Here is an 18,526-nt window from a genome sequence, read left to right on the forward strand (position 1 = left end):
ACAGAAAGATAAATTTGTATTTAGTCTACATGACGCTTTTGAGAATGGGAACAATTGCGAACGGGGGCGTAACATGTTATTGACAGCCGCCCGGCGATATTGGCCCGTTTAGCGGAATAAAGTGCCCGGATATTGCCTGTTCCTCTTTTTCAAACAGGCGAATCGAATGCGCATTAGCGGTGCCTTTATTCCTCTCTCATCGGGCTAAATCCTTCCTGCCTGGTTACTGCATTAAAGGCTGCCGATCCGCAGGCTATAAGTGACGCTGTCACTTTTGGTCGCCATGGCACAACGGCGGCTGACCGTGCCGGCACGCCTGGCGCATCATACTAACCGCGCCGGGGTGCCTGGCTCGCAATGGCAATCCTTACGGGATAAAGCATACCGGAGCGTACGCGCTCAACGCTCACGGTTAACCGTTGCCGAAACGTCCAATCAGGCCAGCGGCGCCCAGCGTATGGCCCTTCAGTCGGCCAAACAGCGCCTCGCGCGTTAAGCCCTGCTCCAGTCCATTTGCCGGTAAATCGGTGGCGATCAGCGTGAAGTTATAATGATGCTCGCCGCTGCCGACCGGCGGGCACGGGCCGTGATAGCGCAGAGTGCCCGGCGAATTTTTCCCGCCCGTATAGCCTTTGCCGCTGGTCAGCTCGCCCTGGGCAAAGCTGGTGCGCTGAAAAGGAATGTTGTAGGCCACCAGATGATCGACGCCCAGCCCCTTAGCGCCTACAGGATCGGTCACCACCAGCGCAAAGCTTTTGGTGCCTTCAGGCGGGTTATTCCAGCTCAGCGCCGGCGAAATGTTTTCTCCCGTACAGCTGGCGTTGCCTTTGGCGGCGCCAGCGAATTTTTTCGCCATCAGCGCGTTATCGTTAAAGTCGGGGGAGCTGAGCGTAAAAACCGGGGCGGCAGACGCGGACGCGGCCGTCAGCAGCAGCGCTGCGAGCAGACTTTTTTTCATCAGAGGTTTCCGGGTTAAGAGGTTAGCGCAAAGTCTGGTTGATAATTCGCCGCTCTGCCAGCAGGCACGGCGGGTGCCGCTGACAAAATAAAAGTGTTAAGCTAGTTTTTTGTGATCTACATCCAAGTTTCTTATTCAGAAAAAGGCTTAACGACCGCTGATAACGTGATGAAAAAAATAACTGCCTTTCCCATTCCCGCCAGAGCGCTGGTTTCAGCCGGGCTGCTGGCCCTGTCGCCGCTTGCTCAGGCGCTGATGACGGAGACCCGCGTCGCCGACGCGCCTTTTGCCGATCCTGCCCGCTTCGCCCGTGAGCTGCCCGATCTCGGTAGCAGCAGCAGCGGTTCGGATCAGGCGCTGGAAAAGCGTATCGCGCAGGCGATGAAAAGCATCGGCGAAGCCAGTATGAACAGCGATGAAGATAAATCGCTGAGCAGCGAGGCGGGCGCCTGGGCCTTTAATCATTTCCGCGACGAGGCGGCAAAGCGCGTTGAAAACGAAGGGCAACAGCTTCTTTCTCCCTACGGTCAGGCCAACTTATCGCTGCTGGTGGACAGCAACGGCAATTTCGACGGCTCGTCCGCGCAGCTGCTTACGCCGTGGCAGGATAACTATCAGTATCTGACGTTCAGCCAGCTGGGCGTTGAGCAGACGGATGACGGGCTGGTCGGCAACGCGGGGCTTGGCCAGCGCTGGCTGACCGGTAGCTGGCGACTGGGCTATAACGCCTTTGTCGACGAGCTGTTTACCGAAAACCAGCGGCGCGGATCGCTGGGCGCAGAGGCCTGGAGCCACTATCTGCGCTTTTCCGCCAACTACTATCAGCCGCTTTCCGGCTGGCGGCAGCGTTCGACAACGCAGGAGATGCGGATGGCGCGCGGCTACGACATCACCACGCAGGGCTATTTGCCTTTCTATCAGCAGCTCGGCGTCTCGCTCAGCTACGAACGCTATCTGGGCGACAATGTCGATCTGTTCAACAGCGGCACGCAGAGCAGCAACCCTGCCGCAATTAAAGTGGGCGTTAGCTATACGCCGGTGCCGCTGTTTACGCTGACCGCCTCGCATAAGACGGCGGACAGCGGCGAAACGCAGGATCAGCTCGGGCTAAAAATGAACTATCAGATCGGTGTGGCGCTGAGCAAGCAGCTGTCGGCGGATAACGTGGCCGCCGCGCGTTCGCTCAGCGGCAGCCGCTACGACGCGGTAACGCGCAGTAATCTGCCGGTGATGGAGTTCCGCCAGCGGAAAACGCTGTCGGTGTTTCTGGCAACGCCGCCGTGGCAGGTGCAGCCGGGCGAAACGCTGCCCCTGAAGCTACAGATTCGCCAGGCGAATCCGCTGAAGGCGATTAGCTGGCAGGGCGACACCCAGGCGCTGAGCCTGACGCCGCCTGCCAACAACGTCAGCCCGGACGGCTGGAGCATCATTGTTCCGGCCTGGGACAGCTCGCCGGAAGCGACCAACGAATACCATCTGTCGGTGACCGTCGAGGACAGCAGGCAGCAGCGGGTGACCTCGAACTGGATCACCCTGAAGCTGACGCCGCCGGTAACCTTACAGTCTTCCGGCGCGGACTCGTTCAATTTGATGGCGCCCTGACCAGCGCCTGATGTGACAGTTATCACAGAAATAGCTGGGCAGAGCGGCCGGAATTTGCCACTCTTTCTAAAAAAATTACGGCTGCTTATTATGATCGTCCGTCCTCATCGCCACTGGTTTGTTCGCCTTTTTTCCTGGCACGGCTCCGTGCTGCCCGGCATCCTGTTCCGGCTTGGCCTGAATCTGCTGATGTCGATTATCGCCATTTTCTGCCTGGACTGGTACGAAACCCTGGGCGTAAAGCTGACGCTGGCGCCTTTCAGCCTGCTCGGCGTCTCCATCGCTATCTTCCTGGGTTTTCGCAACAGCGTCTGCTATGCGCGCTTTTCCGAGGCGCGGCAGCTCTGGGGCAGCCTGCTAATTACCTGCCGCGATATTCAGCGCCAGGTGCTGGCGATCTCGCCGGCCGATGCGCCGCGTATCGCCGCTTTGCTGATGGCCTTTTGCTATAGCCTCAAGCACCAGCTCAGGCGCACCGATGCGCGGGAGGATCTCAACCGTTTTCTGGGCGACGAAGCCGAAGACATCCTGCGGCGACGCGCGCGTACCAATGCGATTGAACTGAAAATATCCCAGTGGCTGGCCGACCAGCGCCGCAGCGGAGCGATCTCGGATATCGTTTACGCGCAGCTGGATAACAGCATCCATCAGCTTTCGCTGGTGCTGGGCGGCTGCGAGCGGCTGGCCAGCGTGCCGGTGCCGTTCGCCTATGGCCTGCTGCTGCACCGCACCGTTTACCTGTTCTGTACGCTGCTGCCTTTCGCGCTGGTGCCGGATCTGCACTATATGACGCCGCTGGTGTCGGTTTTTATCGCCTATAGCTTTCTTTCGCTGGATACGCTGGCGGAGGAGCTGGAAATGCCTTTCGGCTACGCCAACAACCATCTGCCGATGGATGCGATGTGCACCAATATAGAAATCAATCTGCTGGAGATGAACAACCAGCGCGAACTCCCCGAAGCGCCGGTTCCCGATCGGTACTATCGCCTGACATAGGCACCTGACCCACGCTGTTTTCTGATGCGTGCTGCATGTTTGCTACAGGCACCAGGCCCACGCTATTTTCTGTTACCTGACGCAGGCGTCCAGCCGCGCTATTTTCTGTTACCTGACGCAGGCATTCAGCCGCGCTGTTTTCTGGTGCGTACTGCACGCCCAAGGTGCGCGCTTTGTGCCGGGCGATTGATAATTGACGTTCGCGATCACAAAAACATTATTTACTGGTTCAGTTGCATAACCGTGCTGTTTTACCGTCTCGCCAGCCCGCACCGCCTGAGCGTTATTCACTTTATATGCAATTAAAGTGAATAGCGCCATATCCTATCTCTTTGATTTTTCTTTTTATCACTTTTTTTATTCATTTTTGTACTGGCTGGCATAAAGTCTGCAACATACAGTGTGGTACACCAAATTAACATTATTGAAACCTTTAATTTACCTGCCGCGCGCGAGGAGCGTTATCATGATGGTCATCCGTCCCGTAGAGCACGACGACCTGGCGCAGTTAATGACGCTGGCCGGTAAAACCGGCGGCGGACTGACGTCGCTGCCTGCCGACAGCGCCACGCTGAGCGCAAGGATTGAGCGCTCAATACAAACCTGGCGCGGCCAGCTGCCGCAGGCCGATCAGGGCTATGTCTTTGTGCTGGAAGAGCTGGCGACGCGCCGCGTAATCGGGATTTGCGCCATCGAGGTGGCGGTTGGTATGCAGGATCCCTGGTATAACTTTCGCGTCGGCACGCAGGTGCACGCCTCGCGCGAACTGAACGTCTACAAAGTGCTGCCTACGCTGTCGCTCAGTAACGATCACACCGGCAGCAGCGAACTCTGCACGCTGTTTCTCGATCCCGATTACCGCAGCGGTAAAAACGGCTATCTGCTCTCGAAATCCCGCTTTCTGTTTATGGCCGCCTTCCGCCACCGCTTTATGCAAAAAGTCGTGGCGGAGATGCGCGGCGTCAGCGACGAAAACGGGCATTCACCTTTCTGGGAGAGCGTAGGCAGCCGCTTTTTTTCCATCTCTTTTACCACCGCCGACTACCTGAGCGGCACCGGCAAAAAAACCTTTATTGCCGAGCTGATGCCCAAGCATCCGCTTTATATCGACTATCTCTCTGCCGAAGCGCAGGCCACCATCGGGCAGACCCATCCGCAAACCGCACCGGCGCGCGCGGTGCTGGAGGCAGAAGGGTTTCGCTATCAAAACTATGTGGATATTTTTGACGGCGGCCCAACGCTGGAATGCGATATCGATCGCGTGCGGGCGATCCGCAAAAGTCGGCAGCTGCGCGCGGCGATCGGGCCGGCAGGGAGCGACAGGCTGCCGCTTTGCCTGGTGGGCAACGAGCGCTACGAAGATTTTCGCGTCGTGTTGCTCAACGCCGACCCGCATGCGGACACGCTGGCGCTGACGCCGGAACAGGCGGCTGTTTTACGTTGCGGGCAGGGCGACAGCCTGCGCGTGGTCACTCTGGGCTGCGAGGAGAAAAAAGCATGACCCATTTTATTAACGGAGCGTGGTTGACCGGCGACGGCGAAGCGCTCAGCAAGCAGGATCCGATCGACGCGCGGCCGCTGTGGCAGGGCCGGGCCGCCAGTCAGGCACAAATAACGACGGCGGTCGAGGCGGCCCGCGCCGCCTTTCCCGGCTGGGCGAAACGTCCCTTTGCGGAACGCGTCGCGCTGGCGGAACGCTTTGCCACGCTGCTTTTGCAACATCAGGCAGAGCTGGCCGCCACTATCGCCCGGGAAACCGGCAAGCCGCGCTGGGAAGCCGCCACGGAAGTGCAGGCGATGATCAATAAAATCGCCATCTCCGTCAGCGCTTATCACGCCCGCAGCGGGGAAGCGCAGCAGGGCGACAGCGAGCTGCGGCACCGGCCGCACGGCGTGCTGGCGGTTTTAGGCCCGTATAACTTCCCCGGCCATCTGCCGAACGGGCATATCGTGCCCGCGCTGCTGGCCGGAAATACGCTGGTGTTTAAACCCAGCGAGCTGACGCCGATGACCGCCGAGCAGACGGTTCGCCTTTGGCAGCAGGCGGGGCTGCCGGACGGCGTGCTGAATCTGCTGCAGGGCGGCGGCGACTGTGGCAGGACGCTGACGCAGTCCTCGCTGGACGGCGTGCTTTTTACCGGCAGCGCGGCGACCGGCTATCAGCTGCACAGGCAGTTCGCCGGCCAGCCGGAAAAAATGCTGGCGCTGGAGATGGGCGGCAACAACGCGCTGATCGTCGAGGATCCGCAGTCGATCGACGCCGCTGTTCATCTTACTATTCAGTCGGCCTTTATCACGGCGGGACAGCGCTGCACCTGCGCGCGTCGGCTGTTGGTGAAGCGTGGCGCGCAGGGCGATGCGTTTCTTGCCCGCCTGGCGGCGGTGGCGGCAAAAATCGAGCCGGGACGCTGGGACGCCGATCCGCAGCCTTTTATGGGCAGCGTGATTTCGCCGCAGGCGGCGGAGCACATTTACGGGGAATGGCAATCGCGCGTGGCGGCGGGCGGCGAAGTGCTGCTGCCGATGCGCTGGCCGTCGAAAACGAGCGCTATCCTGACGCCGGGCATCATCGACGTGACGGCGCTGACGCTGCCGGACGAAGAAGTGTTCGGGCCGCTGCTGGCGGTGATCCGCTATGACGACTTCAGCCAGGCGATCCGCATTGCCAACGCCACCCGCTACGGTCTTTCCTGCGGGTTGATTTCGCCGCATCGCGAGCTGTTTGATCGGCTGCTGATCGAGGCGCGAGCCGGGATCGTCAACTGGAACAAACCGCTGACCGGCGCGGCCAGCACCGCACCTTTCGGCGGCATCGGCGCGTCCGGCAACCATCGTCCCGGTGCGTTTTACGCGGCGGACTACTGTGCGTGGCCGCTGGCTTCGCTGGCCTCGGCCGATCTTTCGCTGCCCGCCGCGCTGTCGCCCGGCCTGGATTTCAGCCCCACAGGAGAAGCATCATGAGCGCCCGCGAAGTCAATTTTGACGGCCTGCCCGGTTTAACCCATCACTATGCCGGGCTGTCGTTTGGCAACGAAGCCTCCTCCCGGCATCAGCATCAGCTCTCTGACCCCAAACTGGCGGCAAAGCAGGGCCTGTTGAAAATGAAGGCGCTGGCCGACAGGGGCTTTGCGCAGGGCGTGATCCCACCGCACGAAAGGCCGAACATGGCGGCACTGCGCCAGCTGGGCTTCAGCGGCACCGAGCCGCAGGTGCTGGCGAAAGCGGCCGCGCAGGCCCCGATGCTGCTGTCGGCGGTCAGTTCCGCTTCGGCAATGTGGGTCGCTAACGCCGCTACCGTCTCGCCTTCCGCCGACAGCGCCGACAGCCGCGTGCATTTGACCGTGGCGAACCTGAACAACAAATTTCACCGCTCGCTGGAAGCGCCCACCACGGGCGCGATACTGCGCGCGATGTTCCGCGACGTGCGCCACTTCTGCGTCCATGACGCCTTGCCGCAGGTTGCGATGTTTGGCGATGAAGGCGCGGCCAACCATAATCGTTTCAGCGCGGGCTACGGCGAGCCGGGCGTACAGCTGTTCGTTTATGGACGCGAAGAGGGCGGCGGCGGCCTAATCCCGGCACGCTATCCGGCGCGGCAAACGCTGGAGGCAAGCCAGGCGGTGGCGCGGCTGCATCAGCTTGATCCGAACCGGACGCTGTTTGCGCAGCAGAATCCGGCGGTGATTGACCAGGGCGTATTCCACAACGATGTGATCGCCGTCAGCAATCAGCAGGTGCTGTTCTGTCACGAGCTGGCTTTTCTGGAGCAGCAGGCGCTGTTCGATCGGCTGCGTGAAAGGCTGCCGGGCTTTACGCCGGTGGTGGTGCCGGATGCGCAGGTCAGCGTCAGCGACGCCGTCGCCACCTATCTGTTTAACAGCCAGCTGTTAAGCAAGCCGGACGGCAAAATGCTGCTGGCGCTGCCGGAAGAGGCGCGTCGGCACGACGGCGTCTGGCGCTGGCTGAACGAACTCACGGAAGGCGGCGCGATCGACGAGCTGCACGTCTTCGACCTGCGGGAAAGCATGGGCAACGGCGGTGGGCCAGCCTGCCTGCGGCTGCGCGTGGTGATGAACGAGGCGGAGCTGGCGGCGGTCAATCCGGCGGTGATGCTGACCGATACGCTGTTTACCTTGCTCAATGCGTGGGTGGATCGCCACTACCGCGACAGGCTTTGCCAGGCGGATCTGGCTGACCCGCAGCTGCTCACGGAAAACCGCGAAGCGCTGGATGAGCTGACTAAGATGCTAGACTTAGGAAGTATCTACTCTTTCCAACGCTAATCAGGGAGGAACAGGGCGCGTCGGGCTGACCCCGGGCGCGCGCTGGCAGTCGCAGGGAGAACTATAATAAGGAGAACCTATGCAGGACTTTCTTCAGCAGACGTTAAGCACAGAGCCGCCTGCACAAGTTTCCGGCCGCAACGACCAGCTAAGCTGGCAGTGGCTGGACCACGGCATTCTTGAACTTAATCCGCATCAGCCCTGTACGCAGGCGCTGGTGATCTCCGCCGGGATCCACGGCAACGAAACCGCGCCCATTGAAATCCTGAACCAGCTGGTCGGCGAGCTGCTGGCGGGCAAGCGGCCGCTCAAGGCGCGCGTGCTGGTTATTCTGGGCAACCCGGAAGCGATCGCCAGCGGCAAACGCTATCGCCATTGCGATCTCAACCGGCTGTTCGGCGGCCGCTGGCAGCAGTACGATGACCATCCCGAAGCGCGGCGCGCCTGGCGACTGGAACAGGCGCTGGAGACGTTCTGGCAGGTGAGCTGCACCGAAGAGAGCCGCTGGCATCTGGATTTGCATACCGCCATTCGCGGCTCCTGGCACAGCCGCTTCGGCGTCATGCCGCTGCGTGAAACGCCCTGGCCGGACGCCTTCCTGCACTGGCTGAGCGCGGCCGGACTTGAGGCGCTGGTGTTCCATCGCTCGCCGGGCGGCACCTTTACGCATTACAGTTCGCAGCACTTTAACGCGGCCAGCTGCACGCTGGAGTTAGGTAAAGCGCTGCCTTTTGGCCGCAACGATTTAACGCTTTTTAGCGCCGCGCGCGACGCGCTGGCCGCTTTGCTCTCCGGTGAACCTTTACCGCCCGTGGGCGAGCCGCCGCAGCGCTATCGGGTTTCGCAGCAGATCACCCGTTTTACCGAGGCTTTCGTGCTGCATATGGGCGCGGAAACGCTGAACTTTACCGCTTTCCCGCAGGGCACGCTGCTGGCGGAGGATGGTGACAAACGCTGCTACGTGCAGCAGGCGCGGGAATATGTTCTTTTTCCCAATCCCGACGTGGCGAAAGGGCAGCGCGCCGGATTGATGCTGGTGGAAGATAACGCCCATAATGAAACCAGCGGCAGCAGCTGATAACGCAACGACGCCGACCGGGACGCTTCATGCCAGCCCATCGGCGGTCGTCCCGCCTTACTTTTTCCTTTCTCGTTCCTGTCGGCTGTATTACACTCCTCCACAATTTCTGCATTAAACGCGCTAAATACATATCCTTTTGCAATTCCTCACCATAATCTTCGCATTCTCTCCATGATTGCCGCTTTTTTATCTTTTATGCTTTCAAGGCTTTACCCACGTTCTGACTACTTGACGTTCAGCGCAATAAACTGAATCCCGACATTACGACAACGCTGTCGTCACAGAAATGCAAAAGGAAAATAGTATGCGTAAATTAACTTCTCTGGTTGTAGCTATGACACTGGCAATGGGCGCGGCGAATATTGTTCATGCCGCAGCAGATAACATCACGCCGGCACCGGCTGGCGCAGATAAACCAATGATGCACAAGCCGCCTCGCCACGGTGGGCCGCACGAGATGTTCAAAGGCCTCAACCTGACGGACGCGCAGAAAGAGCAGATGCGCAGCATCATGAAAGAGGCGCATAAAGAGATGCCGCGTCCTTCCCTGGAAGAGCGCCGCACGCTGCACAGCATCATCGCGGCTGACAGCTTCGACAAGGCCAAAGCGGAAGCGCAGGCGGAGAAAATGTCGGCTAACGGCAAAGCCCGTGCGCTTTCCATGCTGGAAACGCAGAACAAAATGTATAACGTGCTGACGCCGGAGCAGAAAAAACAGTTCAATGCGAACTTTGAAAAACGTCTGACCGAGAAGCCGCACCACGGCGAGCCTGCGCCAGCCGCACCGGCCGCTGAATAAGCCTTAGCCGCCGGGTGCGATCGCCCGGCAGGCCACGCCTGAGACCGCCGACGCTGTTTCCTGAACCAGGGAGCAGCGTCGGCGGTTTCGTTTATCTGGCTGTCGGCGCTGACGTGGCGTCAGCCAAGCGGAACGATCGGGAACTTGCCGCTGACGATGGGCTTGCAGAGGATTTTATAGCCGTCGCTGTCGAAACCCTGTGGCGTGGAGGTCAGCTTGCCCGCCTCGCTGATATCATCCACCGAGCCAAGGTAAAACCAGTTATTGATCACGTGGATCTGCGTTTTCAGCGGGCCATCCTCCACCACGCCGACCGCGCCCTCCCAAGGCCAGCACTGCACGCGCACGCGTTCCAGCGCGGCCAGCAGCCTCTCGTGATGGGCTTCCGGCGTCTCTTTACCGCAGCAGGCGCCCGCACAGCGGCCCAGGCTGGCGCGAAAACAGGCGCGGCCTTTGCTGACGTTCTCCAGCCCCAGCAGGCCCAGGCAAAGCCGCTGTTCGTCGGCGATTTTCTGTAGCGTTTCCAGCGCCGATCGGCGGCTGGAGTAAAGGCCAAACAGATCGGAAGTATGGGAAAAATCGACTTCTTTGGCGTAAACCACGCTGGGCTTCAGATCGCTTATCAGCAGCGAGCAAAGCTGGCGGTTTTTGCGCAGGCGCTTATTGAACAAAGGCTGCTGCACCTTGATCATCTGCGCTTCCAGTAACAGCGCGCCCAGTTCGCCCGCCGTGGTGATATAGCTGACGTAACGCGCCTGGCGCAGCATTTTCGCCTCGTCCGGCGTACGAAAATGGGACATTACCCGGCTGCGCAAATTGACGCTTTTACCGATATAGAGCGGCAGGGATTCGCTGTCGCCATGAAAGGTATACACGCCGGGCAGGGAAGGCAGACCTTCCAGCGAAGGCCGCAGGTGTTCGGGATACTGATAAATTGCCGCCGGTTCAAAAGACAGGCGATGGCTGGCTTGACGTCTGACCACATTGCACTCCGCTTACTGTTTGCTTATACAGTGTATCAGGCGTTTGCTGGATAAAAAAGAGTCGGATCGCGCTGGTAATCAACATGCCGCTGACGGCAAGCGACGAAAAGAGGGAAAATAACGTAAAAAAGCGGGCGACCGGAAAGCCGCCCGGCGGGTTTATTTTTTCCAGAAGTCATCAAATACGGTAATCGGCGGACGGCGTTTGTGCTCGGTTTTCAGATACCAGCCCTCAATAATTTTCGCCGCGTCGTCGGCAATCTTCTTGCCTTCCAGATACTGGTCGATCATCTCATAGGTCACGCCCAGCGCCACTTCATCCTGCAAACCGGGACGATCGTCCTCCAGATCGGCGGTCGGCTGTTTAAGGTAGAGGTGCTCCGGGCAGCCCAGCGCTTTCAGCAGCTGTTTGCCCTGGCCTTTGTTCAGGCGGAACAGCGGGTTGATATCCGTGCCGCCGTCGCCGTATTTGGTAAAGAAGCCCGTCACCGCTTCCGCGGCGTGATCCGTTCCCACTACCACGCCGGAAGTCATACCGGCAATGCTGTACTGCGCCTTCATCCTTTCACGCGCTTTTTCATTGCCGCGCACGAAATCAGAGAGGTTGATACCCGTATCGCGCAGCGCTTTTTCGCTGGCCAGCACCGCTTCTTTGATGTTAACCGTCAACACGCGATCGGCCTGAATAAACTGCAGCGCGTCCTGGCAGTCCTGTTCATCTGTCTGATTGCCATAGGGCAGACGCACGGCGATAAACTGATAGTCCTGATTGCCGGTCTCTTCACGCAGCTCGCTGATGGCGAGCTGACTGAGCTTGCCGGCCAGCGTGGAGTCCTGACCGCCGCTGATACCCAGTACCAGCGACTTAATAAACGGGTAAGCCTTCAGGTACGCTTTCAGAAAGTCGACGCTGGTGCGAATTTCCTGCTGTGCATCAATAGTGGGTTTAACCCCCAGCGCTTCGATAATTTCCTGTTGCAGAGCCATTTACCTCTCCTCAGATTTAGTGTCAGGGCAGTTGCCGAAAACCTCTGTCTTAAAATTAACGTGCCAGGCGCGAAACAACAAGGTTGAACCCGCTATTTACGCGCCTTTTATTGATTAATCAGGCTTTTTCGGTTTTTGCGCCACCAAAACGAACATGGCGATGGCCAGCATATAGCAGCCGAAGATGGTGGCGGTCATGGTCAACACCGAGGTGCCGCCGATACCCGTCACCGGCACGGCGATGCCGCCCAGGGTAAACATCACCACGCCCAGCACGGCGGAAGCGCTGCCGGCGCGATGGCCCTGACTCTGCATCGCCAGCGAGGCGGCAGCCACGCCGACCGCGCCGTTGCTCGCCACGCTGAAGAACAGGGCGACCAGCACGAAAGGCAGCGCCGCGCCGCTCAGACCGGCCAGCAGCAGGCTGGCGGAGGAGACCAAGGCCAGCACCAGCGCGCCTTTCACCACGCGATACTCACCCCACAGCGGGCTGAGGCGCGCGCTGGTTTGCGAAGCGATAATCAGGCCGATACCGTTGGCGGCGAAGCAGAAGCTGAACGCCTGCGGCGAGAGGCCATAAATCTGCTGTAAAACAAAAGGCGAAGCGCCGATATAGGCAAACATCCCGGCCATCATAAAGCCCTGGGTCAGACAAAAACCCATAAAGGGACGGTGGATAACCACCTGACCCAGCACGGCCCACGCGGAAAACAGGCTGCCCTGGCTGCGGCGTTCCGGCGTTAAGGTTTCGCGCAGTTTTACGCGCGCCAGAATAAACAGCAGCAGCGCGATAACGGCAATCACCATAAACAGGCCGCGCCAGCTCAGCAGCGTCATCAGCGCGCCGCCCAGCACCGGCGCGGCGACGGGCGCCAGGCCGTTGACCAGCATCAGCAAAGCAAAGAAACGCGTCAGGTCGTGGCCGCTGTACATATCTCTGGCGATAGCGCGGGAAAGCACCGCGCCGCCTGCGCCGGAAAGCCCTTCAAACAGGCGCGCCAGCAGCAGCTGGTGGATAGTCTGTGCCATCGCGCAGCCGACGGAGGCGATCAGCAGCAGCGCCAGCGACAGCAGCAGCGGCTTGATGCGGCCATATTTATCGCTCATCGGGCCGAATATCAGCTGGCCGGCGCCGAGGCCAATCAGGCCGGCGGTCAGACTAAGCTGGGCGGTGGCGGTAGGCGCGGCCAGGTCGCGGGCAAGCGCGGGCAGGGCAGGTAAATACAGGTCGATACAAAGCGGCCCGAGCGCTGCCAGCAGGCCGAGCGTAATGGCATAGCCAAACCGGTTGGGGTGTGCAGATGTCATGGATCCTCTGTGGTGAAAAGTAGTGCGTTGATGTGTTGGTAAAGCTGGTAAAGGCGCTCCGCCGACGCTTTCTGCGGCGTCAGGCGTCGCCAGGCCGTGCCTTCCGTCAGGACGGCCATGACCTCTACGCAGGCGCGCACCTGTTCATCGCTCATAGCGGGATGGTCGCGCTTTACGTTAAGGCAGGCCTGGGTAAACATGCGGTGGTCGGCCTCCGCCATCATGCGGGCCACGACCGGATTGCGGGTCGCTTCCGCTGCAACTTCCTTCATCAGCGCCTCGTCGTCTTCGTTAAGCGCGTGACGCCAGGCAAGCAGGCGAGGCAGATCGGCGGTAGCGGTCTCTTTGATATGTTGCAGACGGGCATCGATAATGCGCCTGACCATCTCCTCGATAATCGCGTCTTTACTGGCAAAATAGCGATAGATCTGACCTACGCTAAGCCGCGCCTCGGCGGCCAGCTGCGCCATGCTGGCCCCGTGAAAGCCGGACTGGCGGAAGCAGCGACGACCGGCAGCGATAATTTCGTCCTGACGCTGCCGATGGCGGGCGTCGCGGGTTGGATTGGGTTGGCTCATACTCCCTCGCGCTGGGCAATGACAAAAGGCGCAGGCGCCGTTTGAGAATGAACGTTCATTCTCGGGGGCGGCATTATAAGCGTCTTTATCCGGCCGGGGTAAGCGTTTTTTTCTGCCATAAAGTTGATAACTCTGCATTTATGTTCCAAGCTTAAAGCGACATGGACAATAAATGAGGAATAAAAAACATGAACAAGGTAACAGGACTTATCGGTGCGGCAGTGGCGCTTGCTGTATTATCCGGCTGTTCAGCTTATGACCGCGCGGAAAGCTATGTCACTAAGCCTGTGGTACAGGACGTGAAAAAAGGCATGACCCGCCAGCAGGTTCGCGATATCGCCGGCCCGCCTTCAACTGAAATCACCATGGTTCACGCTCGCGGCACCTGCCAGACCTATGTGCTGGGCCAGCGTGACGGCAAGCAGCAGACCTACTTTGTCAGCTACAGCGACACAGGCCGCGTAATGAACTACGGCTTCCAGAGCTGCAAAGAGTACGATACCGATCCGCAGGTTAATCAGTAATCGCCTGACGGAGTAAAGAAAAAACCGGCCTTAGCCGGTTTTTTTATGCCTGTTGCCTACAGGCCTGGCGGTCGCGGCACTTCCAGATAGCGTCCGTCGATATCGCGGCGATAGTAGTGGCCTTCCTGCACGTAGAAGCGTTCGCCGTTGTAATCAAGCGCGCGCATATCGCTGCTGAAGCGCTCTACCGGCGGCTGCACCACTACATAGGTGTTATCGTGCTGGCGCTGGTAGTAGTTGCCGTTGAGCGCGTAATAGGTCAGACCGCCGATAATCACCGCCGCTGCCGCTCCCGGTAAAAAAGAGAGCCTGCCCGGCCCACGGCCGCGATCCCAACCGTGGCCGCGATCCCAGCCGTGACCGCGATCCCAACCCGGACCGCGATCCCAGCCTGGCCCCGGTCCCCAGCCGCCAGGATGCGCTGCCACCAGCGTTGGCGACAACAGCGTTAAGGCGAACAGAGCGCTTATCACCTTTTTCATACAGTTTCTCCTGGTCCTCACTGCCGCTAACATTACTCCGGGCCAGTGAAAACGCAAGCGGCGGCTGCGGCTATTGCGGGTTGCTTACACTGCTTAACGTATTCTTAACTCCGCCTCCATGTTGGCTGCCAGATCGGGACTGACAGGGGGCGTTGCCGTCAGCTTTTTCTCCGGTTGCAGCAGCGTCATCGCCAGCATGCTGCCGAAGGCAATGGCCGCCGTCGCGCTGAACATGGCGTTGTAGCCGAAATGCTCCGCCAGCCAGCCGCTCAGCATTGGCGACAGGATCGATGCCAGGTTGGCGATGGCCAGCGTCATCCCGCTATAGGTGCCGACCGTGGATTTCGGCGTGACGTCAATCACCACCGACCAGTAAACGTTATTTACCAGCGCGTTCAGGGCGTTGCCCAGCGTCATCAGCAGGATAATCCCGGCGGCGGAAGCCATCCACGGGATCGCCATAAAGCAGAGTCCGGTGCAAAGCAGCCCGACGGCAGCAAAGAGATTGCGCGCCAGCCGCAGATTACCGGAGCGCTTCAGCAGCGTGTCGGCAATCTTGCCGCCGAGTAGCACGGTAATGCAGGCGCCGCTCCACGGGATCATCGCCACATACCAGAGCGAGTGCAGATCGTAGTGAAAGCTGTCCTGCAAATATTTCGGCCCCCAGGTGACCAGGGTAAAGGTGACATACAGGAAAGAAAAATAGCCCAGCGCGTTGCAGACCAGCGTGCGGCTGGTGAAAAAGCGCCACCACGGCAGGCGCGGCCCGGCGGTGCTTTGCTGCTGGCCCTGCATAATCAACTCGCGCTCCGCCTGGCTGGCGCGCGGCTGCTGCATCGGGCTGTCGGTGAAAATTCGCGCGAAAATCACCATAGCGATCAGCGAGAAAACGCCGAGCAGGATAAACATCAGCCGCCAGTCGTTGGTCAACAGCAGCAGGCCCACGGCGATCGGTGCCGTCAGCAGCGCGCCTACCTGGGTGCTGAGTAAGCCGATGCCCAGCGCCATGCCGCGCTCGTTATCGGGCGCCCAGTGCGCGATAGCTTTGTTCATCAGCGCATAGGCCGGGCCTTCGGCAAAGCCGAACAGGATGCGCATTACGGCAAAGCCCATAATGGCCGAGCCGCCAAACAGCGCCACGCCCAGCTCTCCCGCCCAGGCGGTAGCGATCTCCAACAGCGACCAGAGCACGCCCGCCAGCAGCCAGACTTTTTTTGTGCCCAGCCGATCGGCCAGAAACCCGCCGCAGAGCGAGCCGAACAGATAGCCAAAGCCGAAATAGCTCAGCACCACGCCCAGCTCCGTTTTGCTGAAATGAAATTCCGCAGAAATGGCGTTTGCCGCGAAGGAGAGGGCGCCGCGATCGATATAGTTGATCAGCGCGATAAAAAACAGCATGGCGAAAATGCGGTAACGATAGCGGGTGTCAACTCTCATGGATCTTCTCCTGAACAACGAGTGGTATCAGGAAGAAGCAAGTTCAGTGCCACAGTGTAGAGATCGGATAAGGCGCGGGCGAAAGGCGCTTTATGCGCGCTAATCGGCAGGAGATGCCAAATAAAAAGGCGCAGCCGCTACCGGCTGCACCTTCAGTGAACAAACGAACGGCGGATTAAGCCGGAACGCTTAGCGCCTTCTGGCTGCGCGACCAGACGCGGTGCGCGGCCATCGCGGCCAGGAACTCGCTCATCAGCACGCCTTCGGCTTTATCATCTTCGATGACGCCTTCCTCACGCTCGCTGTCGCCCAGACCGAACTGCGATTTGAAGCGGCGGGCGTCGCCGCTCAGGCCAATCACCTTCAGATGCTTATAGGCTTCCAGCAGGAAGTAACGGGCGTCGCCGCTGAGCAGCAGCGCGTCGATGTTGCCGTCCGGCACGATCACCGCATCAAAGGTCAACGACGGCAGGCCGCTAAAGGTAGCGTCGATAGGCAGATTAGAACCGTCGTCGGCACGAACCTGGCCCATATGACGCGCCAGCAGCTTGGCGTGCACGCCCTGCGCCTTCAGCTCCTGCAAGATTGCCAGCACGTCTGCCGCTACCACACCGTCGCTGATCAGCAGCGCCACCTGGCGGCCTTTGATCGAGCCACTTGGCACGGCATAAAGGCTCAGGCTGGCATCTTTTTTCAGGCCGTTAACGTCTTTCGGCGGCGCGGTATGCATCTTCTCATCGGACAGCGCGATGCCCAGGTTCTCCGCCACGCCGTTAGCCAGCGACACGTCGATACGCACCAGATGATCCACGACGCGCTCGCGGATATAGGCGCGAGCCACCTTGCTCAGCTCAAAAGAGAAGGCGTCAATAATGTGCTGCTGCTCAACAGGCGTCTGGCTGTTCCAGAACAGGCGCGGCTGCGAGTAGTATTCGCCGAAGGAAGGGCTGCGCTCGCGCACCTTGTGGCCTTCAATACGCTCCTGATAGCTTTCAAATCCACCGCGATGCGGAGCCGGCGGCGTTTCGCGCGGCCAGTTATCGTTGATGGAATTCGGCTCGTAGTTGGCCGGGTTGGTATCGATATCCGTACGGTGCATCCCCTGACGCTGGAAATTATGGTAAGGGCAGGTCGGACGGTTAATCGGAATTTCATGGAAGTTAGGCCCGCCAAGACGGCTGATCTGCGTATCGGTATAGGAGAACAGACGGCCCTGTAACAGCGGATCGTTGGTGAAATCCAGGCCGGGAACGATGTGGCCGGGATGGAAAGCAACCTGCTCGGTTTCGGCAAAGAAGTTGTCCGGATTGCGGTTCAGCACCATCTTACCGACCAGCTGCACCGGCACCAGCTCTTCCGGGATCAGCTTGGTGGCATCCAGCAGGTCAAAATCGAATTTGAATTCATCTTCTTCCGGGATCAGCTGTACGCCCAGCTCATATTCCGGATAGTCGCCCGCCTCAATGGCTTCCCACAGATCGCGGCGATGGAAATCGGGATCGCGGCCGGTGAGTTTTTGTGATTCGTCCCACAGCAGCGAAGCTTTGCCCGCGACCGGTTTCCAGTGGAAGCGCACAAAGGTCGCTTTGCCCTCGGCGTTAATAAAGCGGAAGGTGTGAATGCCGAAGCCTTCCATCGTGCGGTAGCTGCGCGGAATGCCACGATCGGACATTGCCCAAATCACGTTATGCAGCGTTTCCGGCTGTAGCGAGACGTAATCCCAGAAGGTGTCGTGCGCGCTCTGGCCCTGTGGAATTTCATTGTGTGGCTCGGGTTTTACCGCATGCACGAAGTCCGGGAATTTGTGCGCGTCCTGAATAAAGAACACCGGCGTATTGTTGCCGACTAAATCGAAAACGCCTTCATCGGTATAGAACTTGGTGGCCCAGCCGCGAATATCGCGTACGGTATCCGCCGAGCCTGCACCGCCCTGAACGGTAGAGAAACGCACGAAAACCGGCGTCTGCTTTTCAGGATCGCGCAGGAAATCCGCCTTGGTGATATCGCTCATATCGCGATAGGGCTGGAAATAGCCGTGCGCCGCTGAACCACGGGCATGGACAATACGTTCAGGAATGCGCTCGTGGTCAAAATGGGTGATCTTTTCGCGCAGGATAAAATCTTCCAGCAGCGTTGGGCCACGAGTACCGGCGCGCAGCGAGTTCTGGTCGTCAGCGATGCGCGTACCCTGATTGGTTGTCAGCGGGAAATTCTCGCCGCCTTTACGGAAGGTTTCCAGCGCGTCCAGCTTGGCGTTACTGGTCTCGGGCGCTTTCAGGCTGCCGGGCGCAGTAGGCTGCTTGCCGGGCGGCGTTGGCTCAGAAAGCGGCTTATGCGAGCCATCGGCGGGTGCCAGCGAATCCATTCCCGGCTTTGCGGAATCAGGCCCGGTTAACGGGGCATTATGGGTGATTTCCTTGTTATCGGTTTCTTTCGACATGCTCACTTGCTCCTGTGATGTGTGTTTCTAACCATTAACTATAGAACAGTGCGCGAGGTACGCCCGGA

The 18,526-nt window shown here is 59.5% G+C and carries 17 protein-coding genes; 8 read left to right on the forward strand and 9 right to left on the reverse strand.

The window, feature by feature from the left end; translation table 11 throughout:
* Positions 1 to 412: 412 nt before the first annotated feature.
* A complete protein-coding gene (locus AB3U87_RS11955) occupies positions 413 to 958 on the reverse strand; it encodes a YbhB/YbcL family Raf kinase inhibitor-like protein (protein WP_301251773.1) in 546 nt (181 codons plus the stop codon).
* A gap of 168 nt (positions 959 to 1,126) precedes the next feature.
* Here AB3U87_RS11955 and AB3U87_RS11960 point away from each other — a divergent pair, with 168 nt between their 5' ends.
* Positions 1,127 to 2,560, forward strand: a complete 1,434-nt coding sequence (locus tag AB3U87_RS11960; protein ID WP_253454485.1) for a YchO/YchP family invasin — start codon at positions 1,127 to 1,129, stop codon at positions 2,558 to 2,560.
* Positions 2,561 to 2,650: 90 nt separating this feature from the next.
* Complete coding sequence (locus AB3U87_RS11965; RefSeq protein ID WP_253454484.1) at positions 2,651 to 3,556, forward strand: bestrophin family protein; 906 nt, start codon at positions 2,651 to 2,653, stop codon at positions 3,554 to 3,556.
* 108 nt (positions 3,557 to 3,664) lie between these two features.
* On the opposite strand, the gene AB3U87_RS11970 is transcribed toward AB3U87_RS11965, so the two are convergent.
* Positions 3,665 to 3,877 carry a hypothetical protein gene (locus tag AB3U87_RS11970; RefSeq protein WP_394149148.1) on the reverse strand — a complete coding sequence of 71 codons (213 nt, stop codon included), beginning with the start codon at positions 3,875 to 3,877 and terminating at the stop codon, positions 3,665 to 3,667.
* A 145-nt stretch (positions 3,878 to 4,022) separates the two neighbouring features.
* On the opposite strand from AB3U87_RS11970, the gene astA reads away from it, so the two are divergent.
* The 5 genes from astA to spy all read left to right on the forward strand — a co-directional run bounded on the left by astA (position 4,023) and on the right by spy (position 9,719).
* Positions 4,023 to 5,057, forward strand: coding sequence for an arginine N-succinyltransferase (gene astA / locus AB3U87_RS11975; protein ID WP_253454482.1), 1,035 nt, complete (start codon positions 4,023 to 4,025; stop codon positions 5,055 to 5,057).
* Positions 5,054 to 6,517 carry a succinylglutamate-semialdehyde dehydrogenase gene (gene astD, locus AB3U87_RS11980; protein WP_394149150.1) on the forward strand — a complete coding sequence of 488 codons (1,464 nt, stop codon included), beginning with the start codon at positions 5,054 to 5,056 and terminating at the stop codon, positions 6,515 to 6,517. Before astA ends, astD begins: the two co-directional genes overlap by 4 nt.
* Positions 6,514 to 7,839, forward strand: coding sequence for an N-succinylarginine dihydrolase (gene astB, locus AB3U87_RS11985; RefSeq protein ID WP_394149152.1), 1,326 nt, complete (start codon positions 6,514 to 6,516; stop codon positions 7,837 to 7,839). The genes astD and astB overlap by 4 nt, the downstream gene beginning before the upstream one ends.
* Before the next feature lie 79 nt (positions 7,840 to 7,918).
* Positions 7,919 to 8,917: a succinylglutamate desuccinylase gene (gene astE / locus AB3U87_RS11990; RefSeq protein ID WP_301251779.1), complete on the forward strand. Its 999-nt coding sequence runs from the start codon at positions 7,919 to 7,921 to the stop codon at positions 8,915 to 8,917.
* 307 nt (positions 8,918 to 9,224) lie between these two features.
* On the forward strand, positions 9,225 to 9,719 hold the full coding sequence (spy, locus tag AB3U87_RS11995; RefSeq protein WP_253454478.1) for an ATP-independent periplasmic protein-refolding chaperone Spy: 495 nt from the start codon (positions 9,225 to 9,227) through the stop codon (positions 9,717 to 9,719).
* Between the two features lie 119 nt (positions 9,720 to 9,838).
* Here the strand turns inward: spy and cho are convergent, their stop codons facing one another.
* The 4 genes from cho to AB3U87_RS12015 form a co-directional block, all read right to left on the reverse strand.
* Complete coding sequence (gene cho / locus AB3U87_RS12000; protein WP_394149155.1) at positions 9,839 to 10,702, reverse strand: excinuclease Cho; 864 nt, start codon at positions 10,700 to 10,702, stop codon at positions 9,839 to 9,841.
* A 159-nt stretch (positions 10,703 to 10,861) separates the two neighbouring features.
* Positions 10,862 to 11,689, reverse strand: a complete 828-nt coding sequence (gene nadE, locus AB3U87_RS12005; protein WP_301251781.1) for an ammonia-dependent NAD(+) synthetase — start codon at positions 11,687 to 11,689, stop codon at positions 10,862 to 10,864.
* A 114-nt stretch (positions 11,690 to 11,803) separates the two neighbouring features.
* The gene (locus AB3U87_RS12010) at positions 11,804 to 12,997 is read right to left on the reverse strand and encodes a multidrug effflux MFS transporter (protein ID WP_253454475.1); all 1,194 of its coding nucleotides are present in this window, start codon (positions 12,995 to 12,997) and stop codon (positions 11,804 to 11,806) included.
* Positions 12,994 to 13,575, reverse strand: a complete 582-nt coding sequence (locus tag AB3U87_RS12015) for a TetR/AcrR family transcriptional regulator (RefSeq protein WP_253454474.1) — start codon at positions 13,573 to 13,575, stop codon at positions 12,994 to 12,996. The genes AB3U87_RS12010 and AB3U87_RS12015 overlap by 4 nt, the downstream gene beginning before the upstream one ends.
* A 188-nt stretch (positions 13,576 to 13,763) precedes the next feature.
* Here AB3U87_RS12015 and osmE point away from each other — a divergent pair, with 188 nt between their 5' ends.
* The gene (gene osmE, locus AB3U87_RS12020) at positions 13,764 to 14,099 is read left to right on the forward strand and encodes an osmotically-inducible lipoprotein OsmE (protein WP_125289739.1); all 336 of its coding nucleotides are present in this window, start codon (positions 13,764 to 13,766) and stop codon (positions 14,097 to 14,099) included.
* Positions 14,100 to 14,155: 56 nt separating this feature from the next.
* On the opposite strand, the gene AB3U87_RS12025 is transcribed toward osmE, so the two are convergent.
* From AB3U87_RS12025 to katE, 3 genes are all read right to left on the reverse strand, one after another.
* Positions 14,156 to 14,581 carry a DUF6515 family protein gene (locus AB3U87_RS12025; protein ID WP_253454473.1) on the reverse strand — a complete coding sequence of 142 codons (426 nt, stop codon included), beginning with the start codon at positions 14,579 to 14,581 and terminating at the stop codon, positions 14,156 to 14,158.
* Between the two features lie 93 nt (positions 14,582 to 14,674).
* On the reverse strand, positions 14,675 to 16,018 hold the full coding sequence (locus tag AB3U87_RS12030) for an MFS transporter (RefSeq protein ID WP_253454472.1): 1,344 nt from the start codon (positions 16,016 to 16,018) through the stop codon (positions 14,675 to 14,677).
* 175 nt (positions 16,019 to 16,193) lie between these two features.
* Positions 16,194 to 18,458, reverse strand: coding sequence for a catalase HPII (gene katE / locus AB3U87_RS12035; RefSeq protein WP_253454471.1), 2,265 nt, complete (start codon positions 18,456 to 18,458; stop codon positions 16,194 to 16,196).
* Positions 18,459 to 18,526 lie beyond the last annotated feature (68 nt).

Origin of the sequence: Erwinia plantamica (assembly GCF_043420595.1) — a bacterium.
Lineage (GTDB): Bacteria > Pseudomonadota > Gammaproteobacteria > Enterobacterales > Enterobacteriaceae > Erwinia > Erwinia aeris.